This window comes from Aestuariivirga sp. (assembly GCF_037139295.1).
In the GTDB taxonomy this organism is placed as follows: domain Bacteria; phylum Pseudomonadota; class Alphaproteobacteria; order Rhizobiales; family Aestuariivirgaceae; genus Aestuariivirga.
In genome coordinates this window covers 1-22,642 of record NZ_JBAXGR010000046.1, presented here as the reverse complement: position 1 = coordinate 22,642, position 22,642 = coordinate 1, and the positions used below count along the sequence as shown (strand labels likewise).

The 22,642-nt window shown below is 63.9% G+C and carries 23 protein-coding genes; 10 read left to right on the top strand and 13 right to left on the bottom strand.

Translation table 11 applies throughout. The annotated features are described in order from the left end of the window. Positions 1-2: 2 nt before the first annotated feature. Positions 3-1,817, top strand: coding sequence for a phosphogluconate dehydratase (gene edd, locus WCJ41_RS12760; protein WP_336906206.1), 1,815 nt, complete (start codon positions 3-5; stop codon positions 1,815-1,817). After that, on the top strand, positions 1,817-2,458 hold the full coding sequence (gene eda, locus WCJ41_RS12755) for a bifunctional 4-hydroxy-2-oxoglutarate aldolase/2-dehydro-3-deoxy-phosphogluconate aldolase (protein ID WP_336906205.1): 642 nt from the start codon (positions 1,817-1,819) through the stop codon (positions 2,456-2,458). The genes edd and eda overlap by 1 nt, the downstream gene beginning before the upstream one ends. A gap of 119 nt (positions 2,459-2,577) precedes the next feature. Here eda and WCJ41_RS12750 read toward each other — a convergent pair whose 3' ends face one another. Then, positions 2,578-3,312, bottom strand: a complete 735-nt coding sequence (locus tag WCJ41_RS12750; RefSeq protein ID WP_336906204.1) for a DUF599 domain-containing protein — start codon at positions 3,310-3,312, stop codon at positions 2,578-2,580. After that, the gene (locus tag WCJ41_RS12745) at positions 3,309-4,892 is read right to left on the bottom strand and encodes a peptide chain release factor 3 (RefSeq protein ID WP_336906203.1); all 1,584 of its coding nucleotides are present in this window, start codon (positions 4,890-4,892) and stop codon (positions 3,309-3,311) included. Before WCJ41_RS12745 ends, WCJ41_RS12750 begins: the two co-directional genes overlap by 4 nt. Positions 4,893-5,001: 109 nt before the next feature. Here WCJ41_RS12745 and WCJ41_RS12740 point away from each other — a divergent pair, with 109 nt between their 5' ends. From WCJ41_RS12740 to WCJ41_RS12730, 3 genes are all read left to right on the top strand, one after another. Further along, positions 5,002-5,949 carry a glucokinase gene (locus WCJ41_RS12740; protein WP_336906202.1) on the top strand — a complete coding sequence of 316 codons (948 nt, stop codon included), beginning with the start codon at positions 5,002-5,004 and terminating at the stop codon, positions 5,947-5,949. Positions 5,950-5,953: 4 nt separating this feature from the next. Further along, on the top strand, positions 5,954-6,559 hold the full coding sequence (pncA, locus tag WCJ41_RS12735) for a bifunctional nicotinamidase/pyrazinamidase (protein ID WP_336906201.1): 606 nt from the start codon (positions 5,954-5,956) through the stop codon (positions 6,557-6,559). Between the two features lie 83 nt (positions 6,560-6,642). After that, positions 6,643-7,515 (top strand): DMT family transporter, encoded by an 873-nt coding sequence (locus WCJ41_RS12730; RefSeq protein WP_336906200.1) that lies wholly within the window; start codon positions 6,643-6,645, stop codon positions 7,513-7,515. A gap of 3 nt (positions 7,516-7,518) precedes the next feature. Here WCJ41_RS12730 and WCJ41_RS12725 read toward each other — a convergent pair whose 3' ends face one another. Further along, a complete protein-coding gene (locus tag WCJ41_RS12725) occupies positions 7,519-8,958 on the bottom strand; it encodes an aldehyde dehydrogenase family protein (RefSeq protein WP_336906210.1) in 1,440 nt (479 codons plus the stop codon). Between the two features lie 60 nt (positions 8,959-9,018). Here WCJ41_RS12725 and WCJ41_RS12720 point away from each other — a divergent pair, with 60 nt between their 5' ends. The 3 genes from WCJ41_RS12720 to WCJ41_RS12710 are packed head-to-tail and all read left to right on the top strand — an operon-like array spanning position 9,019 to position 12,541. After that, positions 9,019-9,882, top strand: coding sequence for an NAD(P)-dependent oxidoreductase (locus WCJ41_RS12720; protein WP_336906199.1), 864 nt, complete (start codon positions 9,019-9,021; stop codon positions 9,880-9,882). Continuing rightward, on the top strand, positions 9,882-11,051 hold the full coding sequence (locus WCJ41_RS12715) for a pyridoxal phosphate-dependent aminotransferase (RefSeq protein ID WP_336906198.1): 1,170 nt from the start codon (positions 9,882-9,884) through the stop codon (positions 11,049-11,051). The genes WCJ41_RS12720 and WCJ41_RS12715 overlap by 1 nt, the downstream gene beginning before the upstream one ends. Then, positions 11,048-12,541, top strand: coding sequence for a malonyl-CoA synthase (locus tag WCJ41_RS12710; RefSeq protein ID WP_336906197.1), 1,494 nt, complete (start codon positions 11,048-11,050; stop codon positions 12,539-12,541). The genes WCJ41_RS12715 and WCJ41_RS12710 overlap by 4 nt, the downstream gene beginning before the upstream one ends. 9 nt (positions 12,542-12,550) lie before the next feature. Here WCJ41_RS12710 and WCJ41_RS12705 read toward each other — a convergent pair whose 3' ends face one another. Next, entirely contained in the window at positions 12,551-12,856 is a 306-nt protein-coding gene (locus WCJ41_RS12705) for a hypothetical protein (RefSeq protein WP_336906196.1), read from the bottom strand. A gap of 8 nt (positions 12,857-12,864) precedes the next feature. Further along, positions 12,865-13,392 (bottom strand): helix-turn-helix transcriptional regulator, encoded by a 528-nt coding sequence (locus WCJ41_RS12700; protein WP_336906195.1) that lies wholly within the window; start codon positions 13,390-13,392, stop codon positions 12,865-12,867. Positions 13,393-13,548: 156 nt separating this feature from the next. On the opposite strand from WCJ41_RS12700, the gene WCJ41_RS12695 reads away from it, so the two are divergent. Beyond that, positions 13,549-14,004 carry a hypothetical protein gene (locus WCJ41_RS12695; protein ID WP_336906194.1) on the top strand — a complete coding sequence of 152 codons (456 nt, stop codon included), beginning with the start codon at positions 13,549-13,551 and terminating at the stop codon, positions 14,002-14,004. Positions 14,005-14,072: 68 nt separating this feature from the next. Here the strand turns inward: WCJ41_RS12695 and WCJ41_RS12690 are convergent, their stop codons facing one another. The 7 genes from WCJ41_RS12690 to WCJ41_RS12660 all read right to left on the bottom strand — a co-directional run bounded on the left by WCJ41_RS12690 (position 14,073) and on the right by WCJ41_RS12660 (position 20,956). Then, positions 14,073-14,381 (bottom strand): DUF2853 family protein, encoded by a 309-nt coding sequence (locus WCJ41_RS12690; RefSeq protein WP_336906193.1) that lies wholly within the window; start codon positions 14,379-14,381, stop codon positions 14,073-14,075. 46 nt (positions 14,382-14,427) lie between these two features. Next, positions 14,428-15,810: a mechanosensitive ion channel domain-containing protein gene (locus tag WCJ41_RS12685; RefSeq protein ID WP_336906192.1), complete on the bottom strand. Its 1,383-nt coding sequence runs from the start codon at positions 15,808-15,810 to the stop codon at positions 14,428-14,430. Between the two features lie 260 nt (positions 15,811-16,070). After that, positions 16,071-16,883, bottom strand: coding sequence for an ABC transporter permease (locus WCJ41_RS12680; protein WP_336906191.1), 813 nt, complete (start codon positions 16,881-16,883; stop codon positions 16,071-16,073). Then, positions 16,880-17,746 (bottom strand): ABC transporter permease, encoded by an 867-nt coding sequence (locus WCJ41_RS12675; RefSeq protein ID WP_336906190.1) that lies wholly within the window; start codon positions 17,744-17,746, stop codon positions 16,880-16,882. Before WCJ41_RS12675 ends, WCJ41_RS12680 begins: the two co-directional genes overlap by 4 nt. Positions 17,747-17,749: 3 nt before the next feature. Beyond that, positions 17,750-18,853, bottom strand: a complete 1,104-nt coding sequence (locus WCJ41_RS12670; protein WP_336906189.1) for an ABC transporter ATP-binding protein — start codon at positions 18,851-18,853, stop codon at positions 17,750-17,752. A 59-nt stretch (positions 18,854-18,912) separates the two neighbouring features. Then, the gene (locus tag WCJ41_RS12665) at positions 18,913-20,094 is read right to left on the bottom strand and encodes an extracellular solute-binding protein (RefSeq protein ID WP_336906188.1); all 1,182 of its coding nucleotides are present in this window, start codon (positions 20,092-20,094) and stop codon (positions 18,913-18,915) included. Then, entirely contained in the window at positions 20,027-20,956 is a 930-nt protein-coding gene (locus WCJ41_RS12660; RefSeq protein WP_336906187.1) for a helix-turn-helix transcriptional regulator, read from the bottom strand. The genes WCJ41_RS12665 and WCJ41_RS12660 overlap by 68 nt, the downstream gene beginning before the upstream one ends. 84 nt (positions 20,957-21,040) lie before the next feature. On the opposite strand from WCJ41_RS12660, the gene adhP reads away from it, so the two are divergent. Beyond that, a complete protein-coding gene (gene adhP, locus WCJ41_RS12655; RefSeq protein WP_336906186.1) occupies positions 21,041-22,075 on the top strand; it encodes an alcohol dehydrogenase AdhP in 1,035 nt (344 codons plus the stop codon). A 123-nt stretch (positions 22,076-22,198) separates the two neighbouring features. Here the strand turns inward: adhP and WCJ41_RS12650 are convergent. After that, positions 22,199-22,642, bottom strand: a 444-nt coding sequence (locus tag WCJ41_RS12650; protein ID WP_336906185.1) for a hypothetical protein, incomplete at its 5' end; no start/stop codon positions are given.

The window sequence follows — 22,642 nt, the reverse complement described above, 5'->3', positions numbered from 1 at the left end:
CGATGTCCGTGAACGCAACGATTTCCGCCGTCACCGAGAAGATCATCGAACGCAGCCGCAAGCCGCGGCGGCGCTACCTCGAGAAGATCGATGCGGCCATCGCCCTGACGCCCAAGCGCAAGGCGCTGGGCTGCGCCAATATCGCGCATGGCTTCGCCGCCTGCAGCCCGCATGACAAGAACGAGCTGCGCAACGGCAATGCACCGAACCTCGCGATCGTCACCGCCTACAACGACATGCTCTCGGCCCACCAGCCCTTCGAGACCTATCCCACCATGATCCGCGAGGCGGCGCGTGCCGTGGGCGGCACCGCGCAGGTGGCGGGTGGCGTGCCCGCCATGTGCGATGGCGTGACCCAGGGCGAGACGGGCATGGAGCTGTCGCTGTTCTCGCGCGACGTGATCGCGCTCTCGACCGCCGTGGCCCTGTCGCACCAGATGTTCGATGCGGCTGTCTACCTCGGCGTCTGCGACAAGATCGTGCCGGGCCTGATCATTGGCGCCCTCTCCTTCGGGCACCTGCCCGCCGTGTTCATCCCGGCAGGCCCGATGACCAGCGGCCTGCCGAACGACGAGAAGTCGAAGATCCGCCAGCTCTATGCCGAGGGGAAGGTGGACCGCAGCCAGCTGCTCGAGGCCGAGGCCCTGTCCTATCACGGCCCGGGCACCTGCACATTCTATGGCACAGCCAACTCGAACCAGATGCTGATGGAGATCATGGGCCTGCACTTGCCGGGCTCGACCTTCGTCAACCCCAACACGCCGCTGCGCGACGCGATCACGCGCGAATCCGCCAAGCGCGCCCTCTCCATCACCGCGCTCGGCAACGACTACCAGCCCATCGGCCGCATCTATGACGAGAAGGCCGTGGTGAACGGTGTCGTGGGCCTGTTGGCCACCGGTGGCTCCACCAACCACACCATGCATCTGATCGCCATGGCGGCGGCAGCGGGCATCGCACTCACCTGGGAAGACTTGGCCGAACTCTCCAAGGCCGTGCCGCTGATGGCGCGCGTCTACCCCAACGGCAAGGCGGATGTGAACCACTTCAACGCGGCAGGCGGCATGGGCTTCCTGATCCGCGAACTGCTCAGCGCAGGGCTTCTGCACGAGGACGTGCAGACCATCATGGGCACCGGCCTCTCGGGCTACACCAAGGAAGCGCGCCTCGGCGCAGATGGTGAGCTGGTCTATACCGATGCTGCCGTGACATCCCATGACGAGGGCGTGTTGCGTGATGCCTCGAAGCCATTCCAGCCAACCGGCGGCCTCAATGTGCTGAAGGGCAATCTTGGCCTCTCGGTCATCAAGACCTCCTCGATCCCGGCGGACCGCCATTTCATCGAGGCCCCGGCCCGCATCTTCCACTCGCAGGAAGACCTGCAAGCCGCCTTCCGGGCGGGTGAACTCAATGGCGACATGGTCGCCGTGGTGCGCTTCCAGGGGCCGAAGGCCAATGGCATGCCGGAACTCCACCGCCTCACCCCGCCGCTGGCCGTGTTGCAGGAGCGCGGCTTCAAGGTGGCGCTCGTCACCGATGGGCGCATGTCGGGCGCATCGGGCAAGGTGCCCGCGGCGATACACCTGACGCCGGAGGCGATCGACGGCGGCCCCATCGCCAAGATCAGGGATGGCGACATCATTCGGCTCGATGCCGAAGCGGGTACGCTCGAGGTGCTGGCCGATCTCTCCACGCGGGACGCCGTGAAGGCCGATCTTTCCGCCAACAATGTCGGGACTGGGCGCGAACTGTTCCAGGCTTTCCGCAACATTGCGGGCCGCGCCGATCAGGGCGCATCGATTTTCGGGGCAGTGTGATGACGAGAGACTATCAGAAGGGCCTCGCCGAGGCCTTGAAGCTTGCGCCGGTCGTTCCGGTGATGGTGATCGAGAACGTGGAAGACGCCGTGCCGCTGGCCCGCGCGCTGGTGAAGGGCGGGCTTCCGGTTCTCGAAATCACGCTGCGCACGGAGAAGGCCATGGACTGCATCCGCGCCATCGTCGCGGAAGTGGAAGGCGCCATCGTCGGCTCCGGCACGGTGCTGACGCCCGAGCAGTTGCGTGACAGCTACAAGCTGGGCTGCACGTTCGCGGTGTCGCCAGGCTCTACCGGCAGGCTGCTGGGCGCGGCGGAGGACTATGAGATCGCACTGCTGCCCGGTGGTGTCACCGCGTCCGAATGCATGGCACTGCTGGAATGGGGATACGCGATCCAGAAGTTCTTCCCCGCCGAGCCCGCGGGCGGCACGGCCTATCTCGCGTCGCTGCAATCGCCCCTTCCGCAGATCCGCTTCTGCCCCACGGGCGGAATCACGCCGGAGAAGGCAGTATCCTATTTGAAATTGCCGAACGTCATCACCGTCGGCGGCTCATGGATGGCGCCCAAAAAGCTGGTGGAGGCGAAAGACTGGGCGGGGATCGAAAAGCTGGCGGCGGAAGCGGCGCTGCTGAAGGGCTGAGAAACAGATCATACCCAAATTGATCATGCCCGGGCTCGACCCGGGCATCTTTTTTGCGTCCACCAAAGAGGATCGCCGGGTCGAGCCCGGCGATGATGAGCCGTGGGAGAGATCTAGCCCTACTCCTTCGTGCCTTTCAGCACGTCCACATACTTCGCAATCGCCGCCGCGGTGGGCGAAAAGAGCTGGCGATAGAACAGCAACGCAGTGATCGCCAGGGTCGCGGCAATGCAGGCCCAAGGGCCTGCGAACAGGAACATCGCGGCAACCGCATAATAATAGCCCCGGATGCCGGTGTTGATGGAGCGCACTGCTTCCGTGAGCACCACGGCCGACTGCTCGCCCATCACGCGGGCGTCCGGTGTATTGGCCGTGTCTGCCGGCAGGCCACCGAGCATGGCGAAGGTATAGGCCATCTTGCGCAGCGCATAGGTGAAGGAGAAGAAGCACTGCGCGAGAATGGCGGCCAGCAGGAAGACGCAAAGCGTGAACAGCTCCAGCGACATGGTGTGATCTATGAAGACGAGGCTGCGCGTCAACAGGTAGACGCTGTTGACGTTTGCCAGCGCACCCACAAGACCCGCCAGCACGAGCAGCGTGCCCGAGCCGAAATAGGAAATCGAGTTCGAGATGTGCCCCAGCAAGACCGCGTCGAAGAGGCGGTTCTCACGATGGAGGGACTGGTGCACATGGAGCCAGTGCATGCGCACGACATGCAGCTGCGAATTGAACGAGCCGCGGCCAAGCATGCCGAGGATCGGCGTATAGAACCCCCAAAGCACAAGGATCAGCACAATGGCTGCGGCATGGGCAAGACCGAAGTCGAGCGGCAGATAGGCCATGAGCGTGCTCATTGCGGCTTGTGCATCTCCTTGATCTCGGTCGTCCGGATGTCGGGTGCGCGTTCCAGCGTGTAGTTCAGGTTGAAGGACGATTGCGCCATGAAGACGGGATCGCCGTCAAGGTCGGTGGCGATGGAAAAGCGGTTGGCGGTGATGAAGTCATCAAGCTTCTTCGGGTCGTCGCAGGAAATCCAGCGCATCACCTCGTAGCGCGATGGCTCGAAGCTGACGGGCACGCCATATTCATTGGCGAGACGATCCGCCAGCACGTCCAGCTGCAGCGCACCGACCACGCCGACGATGGCGGGCGAGCCATCGGCCGGGATGAAGAGCTGAACCACACCCTCCTCCGCCAGCTGTTCCAGCGCCTCGCGCAGCTTCTTGGCCTTCATCGGGTCGCCGAGCTTGACGCGGCGCAGGATTTCCGGCGCGAAGCTGGGCACGCCGGTGAACACCACGTCCTCGCCCTCGGTCAGCGTATCGCCGATGCGCAGCAGGCCGTGGTTGGGAATGCCGACGACGTCACCTGCGAAGGCCTCATCCGCAATCGAGCGGTCCTGCGCGAAGAAGAACTGCGGCGCGTTGAGCGCCACCGTCTTGCCGGTGCGCACGAGCTTGGCTTTCATGCCGCGCGTGAGCTTGCCTGATGCGAGCCGCATGAAGGCGATGCGGTCCCTATGGTTCGGGTCCATGTTGGCCTGGATCTTGAAGACGATGCCCGTCATCTTCGGTTCGGTCGCATGCACCACGCGGCCTGCCGCCTGCTGGTCACGCGGCGGCGGCGCGTAGGCGATAAGTGCCTGCAACAGATCGCGCACGCCGAAGTTCTTCAGTGCCGAGCCGAAATAGACGGGCGACAAATGGCCCTCGAGGAAGGCTCGGGTGTCGAAGCTGGTGCACAGGTCCTTCACCAGGTCGATCTCGTCGCGCCATTTGGCGAAGGTATCGGGCCGCACCAGCTTGGCGATCATCGGATCATCGGGGCCGGAAACGGGAACGCCTTCCGGGGCCTGCTCCAGCTGGCGGACGCGCGGGGCGTTCAAGTCATAGGTGCCGGCGAATTCCTTGCCCTGGCCGATGGGCCAGACCATGGGGGCGACGCTCAAGGCCAGACCCTTCTCGATCTCGTCCAGGAGATCGAGCGGGTCGCGCGCCTCGCGGTCCATCTTGTTGACGAAGGTGATGATCGGGATGTCGCGCAGGCGGCAAATCTCGAACAGCTTGCGGGTGCGCGCTTCGATGCCCTTGGCGGCGTCGATGACCATGACGGCGGCATCGACCGCGGTGAGCGTGCGGTAGGTGTCTTCCGAGAAGTCCTCGTGGCCCGGCGTGTCGAGCAGGTTGAAGACGGTGCCTTCATATTCGAAGGTCATGACCGAGGTCACCACCGAGATGCCGCGGGCGCGCTCGATCGACATCCAGTCGGAGCGGGTGCGGCGGCGGTCGCCCTTGGCGCGCACCTGGCCGGCGAGCTGGATGGCGCCGCCGAACAGGAGAAGCTTTTCCGTCAGCGTGGTCTTGCCGGCGTCCGGGTGGGAGATGATGGCGAAGGTGCGACGGCGCGCCACTTCCTGTTCGAGCGGGTTGGTCACGGAAAACCTGAGCTTTGAAGAGTTGAGGGCTTCCTAGACGGGTTTGGGGGGCTGGTAAAGCTTGCCGAAAACGCGCCTTCGTGGCAGTTGAGGGGCCGGGGGAAAAGCCATGACGGAACTGGCACTTGTGGGCGATATCGGAGGCACCAATTCGCGCTTCGGGCTGGTCGAGCCCGGAACGACTCGGGTGACGCAAGTCGCCGTCCAGAAGAACGACAATTTCGCCTCGCTGGAAGACTCGATCGCGGCCTACGTGAAGACCAAGGGCGTTTCGGGGCTGGCGGGAGCCGCCATTGCGGTCGCAGGGCCCGTCGAGGGCGAGTTCGTGCACCTCACCAACCGCAACTGGAGCTTCACCCGCGCGTCGCTCCGGAAGGCCGCCGACGCGCGGGCGTTCCGCCTGCTCAATGATTTCGAGGCGCTGGCGCTGGCCCTTCCACACCTCGATGGCGAGGACGTGGTGCAGATCGGCGGCGAGCTGCCGCAGAAGCCCGCCGTCAAGATCGTGCTCGGGCCCGGCACCGGGCTTGGCATGGCGACACTGGCGCCGCTGCCCCAGGGCGGCTGGATGGCGCTGCCGGGCGAGGTCGGCCACATCACCCTTCCCGTGGTCACGCAAGGTGAGTTCGACTGGCGCGAGCGCATGTCGAAGCCCGGCGTTCTGTTCGAATCCGAGGATGCGATCACCGGTGGCGGGCTTCTCCGCATGTATCGCGCCGCGACCGCCAATCCCACGCTGGACACGCCCGAGGCGGTGCTGCAGGCGGCACTGGCCGGCACCGATCAGGCGGCGGTGAAGACGCTCGAACAGTTCATCGTCTGGCTGGCGCGCGTGGCGGGGGATGCGGCGATGACCATGCAGGCCAGGGGCGGGGTCTACCTCGCAGGCGGCATCGCGCCCTCCATCGTGGAAAAGTTGAAATCCGGCCCCTTCAGGTCCATCTTCGAGGAGAAGGGACGGCTGGCTTTCGTGATGCGGCCGATCCCGGTCTATGTGATTGTCGACAAGTTTCCGGCCTTCAAGGGCTGTGCCGCCGCCATCGCCGACATGAGGTGAAGCCATGTGGAAAGACACCGACGTCCTTCTCGTCATCGACGTGCAGAACGACTTCTGTCCGGGCGGCAAGCTGGCCGTGCCAGGCGGCAACGAAGTGGTGCCGCTCATCAACCGCCTCGCTCACGGCTTCCGCCACGTGGTGCTGACGCAGGACTGGCACCCGGCGGAACACAAGTCCTTCGCCACCCAGCACCCGGCCAAGAACCCCTTCGAGACGGCCATGATGCATTACGGCCACCAGACGCTGTGGCCCGACCACTGCATCCAGGACACCCCCGGTGCGGCCTTCCACAAGGACCTGCACATTCCCAACGCCGAACTCATCATCCGCAAGGGCTTCCGCGAGGAGATCGACAGCTATTCCGCCTTCTTCGAGAATGACCGCAAGACGCCCACGGGGCTTGGCGGCTACCTCAAGGAACGCGGCTTCGAGAAGGTGGTCTGCGTCGGCCTCGCCTTCGACTATTGCGTGCGCTTCTCGGCCGAGGACGCAAGGCGGCTGGGCTTCGAGACGGAAGTGATCGAGGCCGCCTGCCGGTCGATCGACCTCGACGGCTCGGCGGAGGCCGCGCGCGAGAGCTTCGCCGAACACGGCATCGCGCTGGCCTGACCTGGGCCCCCATGCACGAGGCGCAGGGCCGCTCGCATCCGAGTGGGGGTGCGCGCGGGACGACATCGCGCTAAGGGGCGAGCATGAGCCCGCGCCTCACCGGCATCCTGCTGATGGTGACCTCCATGGTCTTCTTCACGCTGCTCGATGCCACCGCCAAGCACCTGGTGCAGAGCCTGCCGCCCGTTGTGGCGGTGTTCGGCCGCTATGTGGTGGCACTCTTTCTGTCGCTCGCCGTCATCCTGCGCAAGCGCGATGCACAGCTTCTGGCAACCGAGCATCCCTGGCTGCAGGTGCTGCGTGGCCTTCTGCTGATGTCATCGACCGTGCTGAACTTCATCGCCATCATGTATCTGCAGCTCGCCCAGACGGCGGCGATCTTCTTCTCCATCCCGCTGTGGGTCTGCGCGCTTTCGGTGCCGATCCTCGGCGAGAAGGTGGGCGTGCGCCGCTGGATCGCGGTGGCCATCGGCTTCTGCGGCGTGCTGGTCATCATGCGGCCGGGCACCGGCTCGTTCCACTGGGCCATGCTGCTCTCGGTCACGGCCTCGCTGTGCGGCGCGATCTACAACATCGTGACGCGCAAGGTGGGAGGTCGCGACCGGGCGGAAACCTCCTTGTTCTACGTGGGCTTCGTGGGGGCTGCCGCCGCCGCCCTGCCGCTGCCCTTTCTCTGGAAGACTCCGGAAGGCCTGCAGTGGGTGATGCTGGGGTTCATGGGGCTGGCCGGAACGATCGGCCACTTCATGCTGATCCAGGCGCATCGCCTTGCCCCTGCCAGCGCGCTCGCCCCCTACATGTATACGCAGATCGTGTGGATGATCGCGGTGGGCTACCTGTTCTTCGGTGACGTGCCCGACCTGTGGACGCTGGTGGGCGCGGCCATCGTGGTGGCCAGCGGACTGTTCGTCTTCGCCGGCGAGGCGAGGGCCATGAGGGCCCCCGCCGCTGCGTAATCGTCAGGCCAGCGTATAGGCCGTCTTGATCGCGGTGTAGAAGTCCACCGCGTGGCGGCCCTGCTCGCGCGCGCCGTAGCTCGAGCCTTTGCGACCGCCGAAGGGCACGTGATAGTCGACGCCCGCCGTGGCGAGATTGATCATCACCATGCCGGCCGCCGACTTCTTGCGGAAGTCGGTGGCATATTTCAGTGTCGTGGTGATGATGCCGGAAGACAGGCCAAAGGCCGTGTCGTTCGCGACGCTCAGCGCTTCGTCATAGCTGTCGACCTTGATCACCGAGGCGACGGGGCCGAACACCTCTTCGCGGTTGATGCGCATGTCGTTCTTGGTGCCGGTGAACAGCGCGGGGCTGAGGTAGTAGCCCTTGGTGTCGCGGTTCAGGCGCTCGCCGCCCCAGGCGAGTTCGCCGCCCTCGTCGCGCGCGATCTGGATATAGCGCTCGTCCTGCGCCATCTGGACTTCGTCGACGACGGGGCCGATCACGGTGCCTTCCGCCAGCGCGTTGTCGACCTTCAGCTTCTTCATGCCCTCCACCATGCGCTCGACGAAGGCCTCGTGAACCTTCGACTGGACGATGAGGCGCGAGGATGCCGTGCAGCGCTGGCCGGTCTGGTAGAAGGCGCCATCAAGTGCGGCCGCCACTGCGAGATCCAGGTTGGCGTCATCGAGAACGACGAGCGGGTTCTTGCCGCCCATCTCGAGCTGGAACTTGGCACCACGCGAGGCGCAGGCCATGGCCACCTTGCCGCCGGTCTCGACCGAGCCCGTAAACGAGATGGCGTTCACGTCGCGCGAGTCCAGCATCGTCTGGCCGACGACCGAGCCGCGGCCCATGACGAGGTTGAACACGCCCTTCGGAATGCCAGAGTGCGAGATGATCTCGGACAGCGCCCAGGCCGAACCCGGCACGAGGTCGGCCGGCTTGAACACGACTGCGTTGCCGAAGGCCAGCGCCGGCGCCATTTTCCAGGCCGGAATGGCGATGGGGAAGTTCCACGGGCAGATGAGGCCGACGACGCCCACCGCCTCACGCGTCACCAGCACGTCGACGCCGGGGCGGACCGATGCGATGGCAACGCCTTCCACCCGCAGCGTCTCCTGCGCGAAGAACTTGAAGATCTGTGCCGCACGCATCGTCTCGGCGATGCCGTTGGAGAGGGGCTTGCCCTCCTCGCGCGACAGCAGGCGGCCGATCTCGTCCTTGCGGGCGAGAAGCTCGGTGCCGATGAATTCCAGTGCGTCGGCGCGGACCTGCGGCGTGGCGGCGGCCCAGGCGGGCTGTGCGGCCTTGGCAGCGGCGATGGCGGCTTCCGTCTGCGCCTTGTCGGCCTGGGCATATTCGCCGACGATGTCGCTGAGGTCGGAGGGGTTGAGGTTTTCGCGAACCCCTCTGCCTTCCAGCCATTCGCCATTGATGAAATTGCGGTGCAGCGCCATGATGACCCCTGAAATCCGTTGAATTTGGGCGGACCATAGGCAGGGCCGGGAATTGAGGCAAGCATGCATGTCGGGCTAATCGGGGCGGGGATGATGGGCCATGGCATGGCAGCCAACCTTCTCAGGCATGGCCATCAGGTGACGGTGATCGCCCACCGCAACAGGAGCCCGGTGGAGGACCTGGTGGCGAAGGGTGCCCGTGAGGCGCGAACGCTGCAGGAGATCGCGCAGGCCGAGGTGATCCTGCTCTGCCTCACCACCTCCAAGGTGGTGGAGGACACGATCCGCCAGCTGAAGCCCCACCTGCGGGCGGGGCAGATCATCATGGATGCCGGCACTTCAGCCCCGACCGCGACGAAGAAGCTGGCGCATGAGTTGGCGGCCTTGGGGCTAGCCTATGCCGACATTCCGCTCACCGGCGGCCCCGAACAGGCCGAACAGGGCGTGCTTGGCGTGCTGTGTGGGGCAACGCCGGAGACATTCGCCCGCATCCAGCCGCTGCTCGCCTGCTTCGCCACGACGATCCGCCACTTCGGACCGCCGGGCTCGGGCCACACGGCGAAACTCATTTCCAACTACCTCGTCACCGGCATGGTGGCGCTGGTGGCGGAGGCCTTTGGTGCGGCGCGCGCGGCCACGATCGACTGGCAGGACCTCTATGAGGTGATGCTCAATGGTTCCGGCAATTCCGGCGTTCTGCGGAAGATGGTGGAACCGGCGCTGAAGGGCGATTTCGACGGCTATCGCTTCGCACTTGCGAACGCCGCCAAGGACATCGGCTATTACGCGGAACTGGCCGAGGGGCTGGGTTGCAATTCGAAGCTGACGGAATCCGTTGCGGAAGTCTTTGCCCGCGCCGTAGAAACAGGTCACGGCGGACGCAATGTCAGCCACCTGCTAGACCCCGCAATCGATGATGTGAGCTGATGCTGAAGATCAATCCTGCCGTGGCGGCCATTGAAGAAGAGACCGCCTTCACCGTGCTCGACCGCGCCAATGCGCTCAAAGCCAAGGGCCACCCGGTCATCAATCTCGGGATCGGCCAGCCGGACTTCCAGCCGCCGAAGCATATTCTGGAGGCCGGCGAAAAGGCGGTGCGCGACGGGCCGCATGGCTACACCAGCCCGCAAGGCCTGCCCAGCTTACGCGATGCGGTGGCGCAATATGTGGGCAAGCGCTTCAACGCCGCCATCAAGGCTGACGAGATCGTCATCGTGCCGGGCGGCAAGGTGACCTTCTATTTCGCCTGCCAGATGTTCGGCGGACCGGGTGCCGAAATCCTCTACCCCGACCCGGGCTTTCCGCCCTATCGCGATGCCGCACGCTCGAGCGGGGCCACGCCTGTGCCCTACCCTATCCGCGAGGAGAAAGACTTCGGCTTCGATGCCGAGGAAGTGCTGTCGCTCATCACGCCGGCAACCAGGCTCATCATCATCAACTCACCAGCGAACCCCACGGGCGGCGTCGTCTCACGCGAAGAGATCACCAAGCTGGCGCATGGGCTGGCGAAGCACCCGAATGTCGCCATCCTGTCGGACGAGATCTACAGCCACCAAGTCTATGACGGCGTGGACTTCGTGAGCTTCCTGTCCTTCCCGGAACTCCGCGACCGCACCATCATCCTCGACGGCTGGTCGAAGACCTTTGCCATGACCGGCTGGCGGCTGGGCTTCGGCATCTGGCCCAAGCACCTGATCGACTACGTGAAGAAGTTGATCACGGTCGATCATTCCTGCACCAGTGTGGCCACACAGATGGCTGGGCTTGCGGCGATCACGGGGCCGATGGACGAGATCGAGCGCTTCCGCCAGAGCTTCCAGAAACGCCGCGACATGGTGGTGAAGGGACTGAACGACATACGGGGCGTGCGCTGCCGCGTGCCGGGCGGCGCCTTCTATGCCTTCCCCAACATCACCGGCACCGGCTGGGAGTCACGCGATCTGGCGCGCGAACTGCTCGACAAGGCCTATGTGGCGCTGATCTTCGGTGAAAGCTTCGGCCACAATGGCAAGGGCTACATGCGACTGTCCTATGCCGCAAGCGAGGCGGACCTGAGCGAAGCCCTGAAGCGCATGAAGGCCTTCCTCGAGGCATGAGCAACGGCAATCTCTATGCGCGCTTCGAGCGCGTCTTCGCGGACAATGTCGAACGCGTGGCGATCCGCAACGCTGACGGCACCAGCCTCAGCTTCGGCGACCTCGCGCGCAGTGCCGCACGCTATGCCAATGCGCTCAACGCGCTGGGCGTGGAACCCGGCGACCGGGTGACGGTGCAGGTGGAGAAGTCCATCGCCAATGTGTTGCTCTACCTCGCGGTGCTGAAGGCGGGTGCGGTGTACCAGCCGCTCAATACCGCCTACACTGCGGCTGAAGTATCCTACTTCGTCGAGGATGCGCAGCCGAAGCTGATCGTCTGCGATCCCGCGCGACAGGCAGAGATGCGTGCGCTGGGAGACAGGCTGGGCATTTTCGCGGTGGTGAACCTCGATGCCGAGGGGCACGGCTCGCTCGCCACCATGGCCGCCACCATGGACGACCGGCACGAGACGGTGGCGCGCGCCGAGGATGATCTCGCCGGGCTTCTCTACACCTCAGGCACCACCGGCCGCTCCAAGGGTGCTATGATCACCCACGGCAACCTGGCATCAAATGCGGAGACACTGGTTGAACTGTGGCGCATCACATCAGGCGACACGTTGCTACATGCACTGCCCATTTTCCACGTGCACGGGCTCTACGTGGCGCTCAACACGGCGTTTCTCTCCTCCGCGCCCATGCTGTGGTTCAACAGGTTCGACGTGAAGGCGATGATCGCCGCCATGCCGGAGGCGACACTGATGATGGGTGTACCCACCTTCTACACGCGCCTTCTGGCCGAGCCGGGTTTCACGCAGGACACGGCGCGCGACATGCGCCTGTTCATTTCGGGTTCCGCCCCCCTGCTCGCTGAAACACATGGCGAATTCTCCGCGCGGACGGGCCACGCCATTCTCGAGCGCTATGGCATGACCGAGACGGGCATGATCACCTCCAACCCTTATGACGGCGACCGCGTGCCGGGCACCGTGGGCTTCGCACTGCCCGGCGTCTCGGTGCGTGTCCGGGGTGAGCAGCCGGGTGTTCTGGAGGTGAAGGGCCCCAACGTCTTCAAGGGATACTGGCGCATGCCAGAGAAGACGCGCGAGGACTTCACCACCGATGGCTGGTTCATCACCGGCGACGTGTGCACCATCGACGCGCAAGGCCGTGTGACCATCGTGGGGCGCGCCAAGGACCTCATCATCACCGGCGGCTTCAACGTCTATCCGAAGGAAGTCGAGGAAGTGCTCGATGCGATTCCGGGCGTGAGCGAGAGTGCCGTCATCGGCGTGCCGCACCCCGACTTCGGCGAAGGCGTGGTGGCCGTAGTGACGGTGAAGGCAAAGCTCGCACCAGAGGCGGAGTTCATCGCCGCACTGTCGCGTTCACTCGCGAAATTCAAGGTGCCCAAGCGCATCTTCGAAGTGGACGAGTTGCCGCGCAACGCCATGGGCAAGGTGCAGAAGGCGGAGCTGCGCAAGCGCTACGCGGCAACCTTCACCAGCTGACTCGCAGCCTCAGATGACCTCGACGGGCTGCAGCAGCATCAGAATACTCTTCTGCCGGAAGTCCTCCGCCAGGCGTTCACGATAGGCCGTCCACCAGCCGCGATCGACCTTCTGGGTGAACACCTCGAAGATGACGACATCATCGGCATGCATGTCGCCGCCGTCACGCCACAGCCCGCTGGCGGGCGACAGAAGGTGCGCGGTGACGCCGCCGAAGCGGCCCGACAACTCCGCCGACACGTCTGCCAGCATCTGGGCAGGGAAAGCCTCGCCAGTGTTGTCATGAAGCGGAAGATAGAAGCGGACCAAATGCATGGCGGCGGCTATGTGGCTGCCATGCGCGAGCCAAACTGCTCATCGGCATCCGGCGTCAGCAACGGCTTGTCAATCAGCGAGTCCATGATGTGACTCAGCACCTCGGCGCGGTTTCGGGCATTGGACTTGCGGTAGATGGCGTTGAGCTGGGCCTTCACCGTGCCCTCCGCCGAGCCACGCGCTCCGGCGATTTCCGCGATTCTGAGGCCCTTCACCATGAGGGTGGCGACGTCGCGCTCGCTGGCCGTCAGCTTCCATTCGTCGAAGTGATTTTCAATCACGCCATGTAAAGCCGACGACGCCAGGCCAACGCTGCGCTCGAGGCTCGTCTTGCGGCGCAACAGGTAGACGAGGAAGACAGTCTCGAAGGCGATGCCGAAAAACAGGGCAAGGCTCGCGAGGACTTCCGGAAGCATGCTCCAGTCAGGACCACCCAGATCCGCCACGTCCCTCATCACGTCCACAAAGAACACAAGGGCGCAAACGACTTGCGCCGCGATCAGGGCCATGATCAGGACAGGCAGACGAATTTTCATGAGGTCTTCCAAATGACGCGGCAGATCGCCTTGTAGCTGCAAAAAGGGATTGGGGAAAGTTCATCCGAAGCGCCATACCGTCGCGCATGGGATGTGACCGCATGCCCTGTTCAACCACTCTTCCACACCCGCCGCCGACCGGGTAAGAAGCGGCTCATGGACTCAACATACGAAAGACTTGTACTCGAATCCTTCGGGTACTGCGTTCTGGCCTTTGTGGTGATCGTCGCTTTCCACCTGGTGGGCCTTCATCTGGCGATCCGGCTATTCCACAAGAACTTCCGGGTCGCGGACATCAACAGGCTCAAATATCACCAGACGAACTTCCTGATCCTTTCGGCCATGATGTTGCTGTTCAGCCTGCACATGCTGACCAATTTCGCCTGGGGGCTGTTCATGTTTATGGCCGGGGCGCTGAGCATATATCGCGAGTGCATCTTCTATTCACTCGAGAACTACACTTCACTCGGCCTCACGCGCGTCAACGTGGACGACCGCTGGCGCATGCTGGCACCGATGATCTCGATGTCGGGTGTCTTCTGCCTCAGCTGGTCGACGGCGGTGCTCGTCAACTTCTTCGGGCAACTCTACCATATGAAGCTCGACGACTGAGGAAGGACTGGAGGGCCGGCCTGCGGCGGGAAACGCACCCCGCCGCTCGATGCCGGCCCCGTCAATGATCAGGCGATTGCGCCAACCTTGCCGGTGGCTTCCGCCATCAGATAGTAGAAGGTGACGCGGTGCTTGGTCTTGTCCGCCTTCATCTGCTCGCAGACCTGCTTGATGATCTTGTCGCTTTCAGCCTCGTTGAGGCCAAGAATCTTGGTGGCGAAGCCCTTACGGATACGGTCCACTTCGGCTTCATCCGTGCAGGCGACGAGCGAAGCATCACGCGACTGCAGCGCGATGCCGCAGAACTTGACGATGGCGTCGACGGCCTTGTCGTTGATCGAAGCGGTGTACTTGGCAATATCGGTCTTGTAATCCATGTTGTCTCTTCCTTCCTTTGTCTCGAGTTTGGCAGGCACGTTCAGTCTATGGTTTGCCGGCGGCAGTCCCTGAATCCGGTTGCGACACGCGCCGCGACACATTCTTGATGACCTTGTCGGCGAGCTCCGAATTGGTGACGGTGATCAGCGACCCATCCGCCGCGCGGATACGCGTGGAGCGCATGCCGATGTCCTCGATGACGCCCGAGAGTGGGCTGGAGTCGATAGTGTCGCCCACCTTGATCGAGCCGTCGAGGAACAGGATGACGCCAGCCAGGATGTTCTCGAGCGTCGGCTTCGCCGCCAGCGCAACCGCGAGGCCGCCGACACCGAAGCCGGCGATGATGCCATACACAGGCACGCCAGCAGAACTGATGCCATAGATCACCACGCCCAGCGCCGCCATGGCAGAGACGATGCGCGTGCCGAGCCGCACAATGCTGGTATCGAAGGTCTTGTCTGACTTTGTGAGGAGAGCAGAGAGCCAGTTGCCGACCCATTCGCCGACGATCAGCAGGCAAACAATAAGAGCCCCATAGAACAGCGTCATGAAGACGAGCGTCATGAATGTCGCACCGGCACCGGAGAGACCCGCTTCGTCAACGACGATGCCGGTGGCGTAGAGCGACAGAAGCCCCAGTGCAACAGCCTCGGCGAACCAGCGCAGGCCGCTCCGGCGGAAGACAGCGCCGATGGCCACCGGGATCGACAGCACCGCAATCAGGATCACCGCAGCGATCAGCCATTGGAACAGGGTGTTGGAGCCAAAGTCCCAGCGCAGGATGGGCGGCAGTTTCTGCGCGATGCCACCCCAGCGCGGCGGAATGAGTCCGCCAGGCGTTTCCGTCAGGTAGCGGTAGGGACTGAAACCCTCGGTATTGCGCGAACCGATGACGGCGTCATAGAGCGCAGGTGCATTGGCAACCGTATCGGCAGTGAACACCACGTCGCCAATGCGCATGCCGGAGTCAATGGAGCCGACCTGCATGTAAGTGCCGGGGATCACCCACAGCCCCTCACGCAGCTTGCGGAAGGCGGTGTTCTTGTCGACGTGCTCGGCCTTGAGAATTTCCGACAGCATGAAGGCTGTCTCGAGGCCTGCCGACTCGCGGCGCCATTCCGGCACGGCAGAGAGATCCATCGAGTCGAGAACCGCCTTCTTCAGCAGGTTGATTTCCGCCGCCTGTTGCTCGCCAATCGCCGGATAGAACCATGCATCATAATAACTGCGCGCCCACTCACGCGCCTCCATGCGCAGCACCGTGCGGTCGACGGCTGTGAGGAAGGTCGCGAGGTGCTTCTCAGGCGTCGAGCGATCGATGGTGATGTCGGCATAGGTGCCTTCGGGCTCACCTGCTGCCATGGCAGGAGACAGCCCCGCTGCGGCCAGCAAGAAGATCGCGAGAAAATATGCCAGTGCCCTGTGCACCTGTGGGTCCTTTCGTGCGTGCCGGCCCGCTTCGATCCCTGCCGCCACCCATAACGGGGGTTTTCGGCATCGACCAGATCAGGCGCTTGCAACCGAGACGTTTCTTATGCAAGCGCGCGGCCGCGGGAAACGCAGTTTCTACCTATGGGCGGGTGTTTTCGCGGGCTTCCTGTGGATTGGCTGATACCGTGGATTGCATGATTGCCTCATTCATGACGGGCAGGCACCGTTTGGTCAACACTTCACCAGCAGACACACGATCATGAGACCGCCGCGGCCCGAATCCTCAGTCTGTTGGCGAGGATCACCAGGAGGATGCCAGGCACGAAAACGACCGTGGCTATCGCCGGATAGAGCGGCGAGGAGCCGACCGCGATGCCGGAGAAGATGAAGGTGGGGATGGTGCGCGTCGAGCCTGCGAGGCTGTAGGTGATGTAGAAGTTTCCCCAGCTCAGCAGGAAGGCGAAGATCGCGGCGGAGAAGATGCCGGGCCAGAGCAGCGGGATCGTCACATGGCGATAGACCTCCCAGGTCGAAGCGCCGCAATCGCGCGCGGCATCTTCCAGCACGGGATCGAAATTGTAGACCTGCACCGCCACGATCACCATGGCGAAGGGCGCTATGTAGACGATGTGGCCGATGATCGCCGTGACGATCCCGGTGTTGAAGCCGAACCAGCGACCGAGCACCGAGAACCACAAGAGCAGCACAATGCCCAGCAGCAGCTGCGGAAAGGCCAGCGGCGCGCCCGCCAGACCCTGAAAGGCGCGCTTGCCCCTGAAGCGGTAACGCACCGCGACGATCGCCGCCATGGTGCCGATGATGGTGGCGATGATGGTGGCAAAGGTGGCGATAAGCGTGGAATTCCACAGCGCGTTGAGTGCCGGACCGGACTTGAACAGCGCGCCATACCATTTGAGCGAGATGCCATCGAATGGCAGCGTGAGAAAGCGGCCCTCCTGGAAGGAGAAGGCAATGAGCGTGAAGATGGGGACGTAGAAGAAGACAAGCACCGCCGCCATCGAGCCATAGAGGATGACGTTGGCCAGTGCGTTTTCGAAGCGGTGGTTCATGCCCCCGCCCTCCGCATGCCGGCGACACGGCTGAACAGCAGCACCACGAAGATGGCGACCACCATGAGCACCAGCGTGAGTGCGGCGCCCAGCGGCCAGTTGACGCGTGTCTCGAAGGTCTGGCGGATGAGCTCCGCCGACATGGGCGACTTGCCGCCGCCCAGCACCTTGGGCTCGAGGAAGACGCCCACACCGAGCAGGAAGATCAGCACGCTGCCGGCCCAGATGCCGGGGCGCGACAGCGGCAGCGTCACCTCCCAGAAGGCGCGGAATTTGCCTGCGCCCGCATCATATGCGGCGAGGATGAGCGAGCGGTCGATGTTGTCGATCGAGAGGTAGATGGTGAAGATGGCGAAGGGCAGGAGGTTGTAGACCATCCCCAAAAGCGTGGCCCAGTCGGTGAACAGGAAGGCGACTGTATCCGGTGGCAAGCCCAGATGCGCGAGGAGATAGTTGGCAGCACCCTTCTTGTCGAGGAACAGCACCCAGCCGAAGGTCTTGAGGGTTGCATCGGTGATGAAGGCGAAGGTGATGAGCACCTTGATCTCGTTGTCCAGCCGCTTGAAGCGCGTGGCCAGGCCATAGGCGATGGGGAAGGCAACCACGATGCACACCACCACACAGGCGACCGCCATGGCCAGCGTGTGGCCAAGAATGGTCCAGTAATGCGGCTTGGAGAACACGTCGGTCCAGGTGGCGAGGTTCCAGGTCCAGTTGAGCTGGAAGTTCTGCGTCTTCTGGAAGGTGAGGAGGAAGGTCATCACCAAGGGCGCCAGGAAACAGGTGGTCTGCAGGATAACGCTGGGCAGCGCCTTCACCCAGAGTTCCGGTTCACGCCAGCTGCGGGAGACCTCCATATCCATGGCTTACGCCTCGCCCGGCTTCAGGACCCACATGTCCTTCTTGGCCCAGCCGAGCCACACGTCCTCGCCCAGCTGCATGGGAAGATGCGAGGTGCCCTGTATCTCGATCGCAAGCTCGAGGCCATGCTTTGAGCGCGCACGGTATTGCACCGTGCCGCCCTTGGTAAAGACCTCGGTGACGGTTGCGGCAAGCTTGCAGTCAACGTCGGCATCCCTGTCGCAGCGGCGGATCAGCTCTGGCCGGACATTCATGAGCGCAGGCCCCTGCCCCACGTCCGCGGCGACGAGCGCGGCGGGAAGACTGCCCTGCATATCGACAATCTCGTTGCTGGTGTAGGTGACGTGATCGGCGTTGTGGCCGGTGATGGTGATGGGCATGAGGTTGGTCTCGCCGATGAAGCCCGCGACGAAGGGGTCCGCCGGGCGGTAATAGATGTCCGCGGGCTCGCCCAGCTGCAGGATCTTTCCGGCACGCATGACGCAGATGCGGTCGGCCAGCATCATGGCTTCCTCGAGATCATGCGTCACATGCACGAAGGTGACGCCGACCGAGCGGTGCAGGCGCTTCAGCTCCGCCTGCAGCACCTTCTTGAGCTTGACGTCGAGTGCTGACAGCGGCTCGTCGAGGAGGAGCAGCTTGGGCGAGGAAATCATCGAGCGGGCCAGCGCCACGCGTTGCTGCTCGCCGCCCGACAGCGCCTTCGGATAGCGCTTCAGATATTCGGGCTTCAGCTCCATGAGGCGGATCATGTCATCGACGCGCGTGGCGATGACGTTGGGTGCAACCTTCCGCAGCTTCAGCGGGAAGCCGATGTTCTGCGCCACCGTCATATGCGGGAACAGCGCCAGCTTCTGGAACACCATGGAGGTCGGGCGCAATGCGGCGGGCACGCCCGCCATGTCCTGGCCTTCGATGCGGATCGTGCCCGACGTCGTGTCCTCGAAACCAGCGACTTGCTTCAGCAGCGTGGTCTTGCCGCAACCCGAGGGACCGACGAGGGCGATGAATTCGCCCGGGCGGACATCGAGCGACACGCCCTTCAGCGCCGGATAGGTGCCGTAGGACTTGTGAACGTCGGTGATCGAGAGAATGGGTGCGGCGGTCATTGTCTTCCGGAAAGAGATGAGGGCCGGGCATGCAGCGGCATGCCCGGCCCGTCAAGACGTCATTGCGCGGCGGCGAGCTCTTCCTGCCAGATCGCCAGCATCTCGTCGATGTTGGGCGCGATGCGGTGCATCTGCGAATTGTCGTAGGCGTGCCACATGTAGTCCATCTGCAGGATGTCCTTCTCCTCCGGCGTGAAGACGGATTCGACGGCCTTGTTGGTAACGACGTTGCAGGTGGAATCGAGCAGCGCGAGGATGTGCGCGGCGTCCTTCGAGACGACATGCTTGAGGAGCTTCTGGGAGAGCTCCGGCTGGTCCGTCTCCTTCAGCACCGCGGTGGCCTCGACCCAGATGATGCCTTGCTTCAGGCCGTTCTTGGGCTCCGGCACGACGGCCATGATATTCTTGTGGCCCTGCTTGCGCACGGCGGACGTGAGGTAGGACCCAGCCCCAATGCAGCCCAGGAGCGAACCGTCGAGCAGGCCCTTCTGTGCCTGCGTGAGGTCGCCCACCAGCGTGCGGGTGTTCTTGAACATGGCGCGCAGCACCAGGCGCACCTCGTTCAGCTGCTTCTCGTCCAGCGGCTCATAGGGGTTGATGCCGGCATGCAGCGCCATCGGCAGGATGGGCCAGTCGCCCCAATCCATGACGCAGATCTTGTCCTTGTTGGCGGGGTCGAAGACCGGGTCATAGGTCTTCCACACCTCGGGCTTCGTCACATCGGTGTTGACGCAGGGACCAACCCAGCCCCAGCGCGTGGCAACGCCAATGGTCTTGCCCTCGTTCATCAGAGGCTCGAAGGGCGGTTTGAACTGGTCGTAGAAGTCGGCGTAGACGGCGGTGTAATCGTCCGGGTTCAGTTCCAGCGCGAGGCCGGCCGGGCCCATGCGGGTGATCCACGGCATGTCGCTCGACACGAGATCGACCTCGCGCGAGGCACCGGCCTGCAGCTTGGCGAAGCCGCCGGGGCTGTCGACGATCAGGTCGAAGCTGATCTCGGTGTCATTGGCCTTGTTGAAGGGATCGACGATGCGCGGGTCGTTGTAGCCCTCCCAGCACATGTAGGTCATCTGCGTGGCGGCCTGGGCCTGACGGGTGTTGAGGCCGAGCAGGCCGAGGCCTGCGGCGCCCGCCATGCCCTTCAACACGCGGCGACGGTTCATGCCCGCCTCGTCAAGGCCCATGGCCTTGATCTGCCGCTGATAATATTGCGGCAAGTCGCTGTACCAGTTCTTCGACATGGGTTTCTTCCTCCGATTGTCGTGATTTGCGTCGATGCTGTGGGATTTGCGCGGCTTCGGCCATATCCCCCGGGGAATAGGCCTGCGTTGAAAGCCCCAAAAAGGCGGCAAAGAGCTCCGCCTGGGTGGAGACCTTCAGCTTGCGGTAGATGTTCTTGCGGTGGATCTTCACTGTGCCGGGGCTGATCGACAACTGCATGGCGATCGACTCCGTCGAGTGGCCGCGCAGCACCGTGGTGACGATCTCGCGCTCACGCAGCGTCAGGCTTTTGAAGGCGGGATGCACGGTGCGCGGTTGCGGCACCTCGCGCCGAGCGTGCAGGTTGGACCAGTGCGCGGCACAGAGTGCCCCGATGGCAGGCTCCAGGGCGCGCAGCAAGTCGAGATCGGCGCGGGTTATAGGCGGCGAGGAGTCCCAGCGGCCGAAGGACGTGACGCCGGTCAGCCCGCCCCCTATGTCGAAGAACACGCCGATCTCCTCGCCGATGCCGGTGCGGCCGTAGTGGATGCGGAAATACTCGCTGCGGCGGAAATGGTCAGGGGCAATGTCATGCAGGCGATGGCAGCCCGCGCGCATGCCCTCCTCGACGAGGCGAAAGAACGGATCGAGCAGGAAGGGGCCGTCGGCATAGTCCTCGGCGATGATGGTGTGGCGGTCAGGATCCAGCGTGTCGGCCAGGGTGAGCGGGCGCGCCGTTCCGGAATAGGCGAAAACCATCACGAAGTCGAAGTCGACCAGGCGCTTGACGCTGGCAAGAAGCGCCGGAACGAAGCCGGGGCCCCGCTGCGCGGCGGCAATTTCGGCAACGCCGCGGCTCCACTGTTCGAGCAGGCGCAGCTTGGGGGCGGTGTGGGCGGCCATCTCAGTCCTTAATCCTTTGGGGATATGGCCACATCCGGCAGCTGAAATCTATCCTCAGTCTGAAACGCAATCGAGAGATGCCCGATGACCCAGACGATGAAGGCCGCCGTTCTCCATGAGCTCAAGACACCGCTGAAGATCGAACGCGTGCCGGTGCCGGAACCGGGCCACGGCGATCTGCTCATCAAGGTGACGGCCTGCGGCGTGTGCCACAGCGACCTCCACGCCGTGGACGGTGACTGGACCCCGCCGCCGGTGGTCCCGCTCATCCCCGGCCACGAGGTGGCGGGCAAGGTGGCCAAGCTCGGCCCCGGAGTCACCGGTTTCAAGGTGGGCGACGAGGTGGGCGTGCCGTGGCTCTATTCCGCCTGCGGCCAGTGCGAATTCTGCCTCTCCGGCATGGAGACGATCTGCAAGTCGGCGGAGGCCACGGGCTACACCAAGCCCGGAGGCTATGCCGAATACCTCGTGGCGCCTGCCGCCTATGTGGGCCGCCTGCCGGAGGGCACCGACCCTTACGCCATGGCGCCGATCCTCTGCGCCGGCGTTACCACCTATCGCGGTCTCAAGCGCACGGGTGCCAGGCCCGGCCAGTGGGTGGCCATCGTCGGCATCGGCGGGCTTGGCCACATCGCCATCCAGTATGCCCGCGCCATGGGACTTCGGGCCGTGGCGGTGGATGTCTCCAACGAAAAGCTGGAACTGGCGAAGTCGCTCGGCGCCGAGATGGTGGTCAATGGCGCGGAGACCGATCCCGTCGCCGCCATCCAGGACAAGATCGGCGGAACCCATGCAGCGGTGGTGACCGCCGTTGCATCCAAAGCCTTCGAGCAGGCCGTGCTGATGCTGCGGCCCGGCGGCACGGTGGCCTATATCGGCCTGCCGGGCGGCAAGTCGGACGAGATCCGTGCCTCGATCTCGGCCATCACCAATTGGGAGCTTTCGGTCAGGGGTTCGAACGTCGGCACAAGGCAGGACCTCAACGAGGCCATCGCCTTTGCCGCCAACGGCCTCGTCAAGGCAACGATCCGTACGGCGGAACTCGAGGAGATCAACGATATTCTCGACGAGATGCGCAAGGGCCGCATCGTTGGCCGCGTGGTGTTGAAGTTCGCCTGACGCACGGCCAGCCGCGTTGCCATGGTCTGGTCCGGCGCTTCATGGGTCTGGCCACCGGCCGAAGATGATGTCGCCCCGCTCGGGGGGATAATGGCTGACTGGAGACGTTTCTGACATGCGTCCTTACAGGTTCGGAAAGATGACGAGAAAATTGGCGACGAGGTAATCCGTACCGATGAACAGCAGCGCCCATCTGTCCAGGCGCTCGGATGCCTCCTCCCGGCCGAAGTAGCACAGCCGCAGCGACGCGGTGCTGATGAACACCGACAGGAAGATCGCTCCGATGGCCAGGAAATTGGTCTGCTCAGCCATGGTGATGGTTGCCGTCTTCGGCAGGTTGTCGGAGATCACGAAGGCATTGGCGCTTGCTGCAAAGATCGAGCCCACGCCAAGGCCAATCGGGGCGTCGAGATCCGTCGCCTTCACGCGAAAGGCCAGCAGACCGAGGAGCACCGACAGCGGGGAGATCCAGAACTCCTTCAGCAATGCGCCATAACTGCTCCGGTCGGGACTTAACGGCAGCACGAAGCGCGAGCATGCCGACTGCTCCGTGCCGTTTGAGAGTAA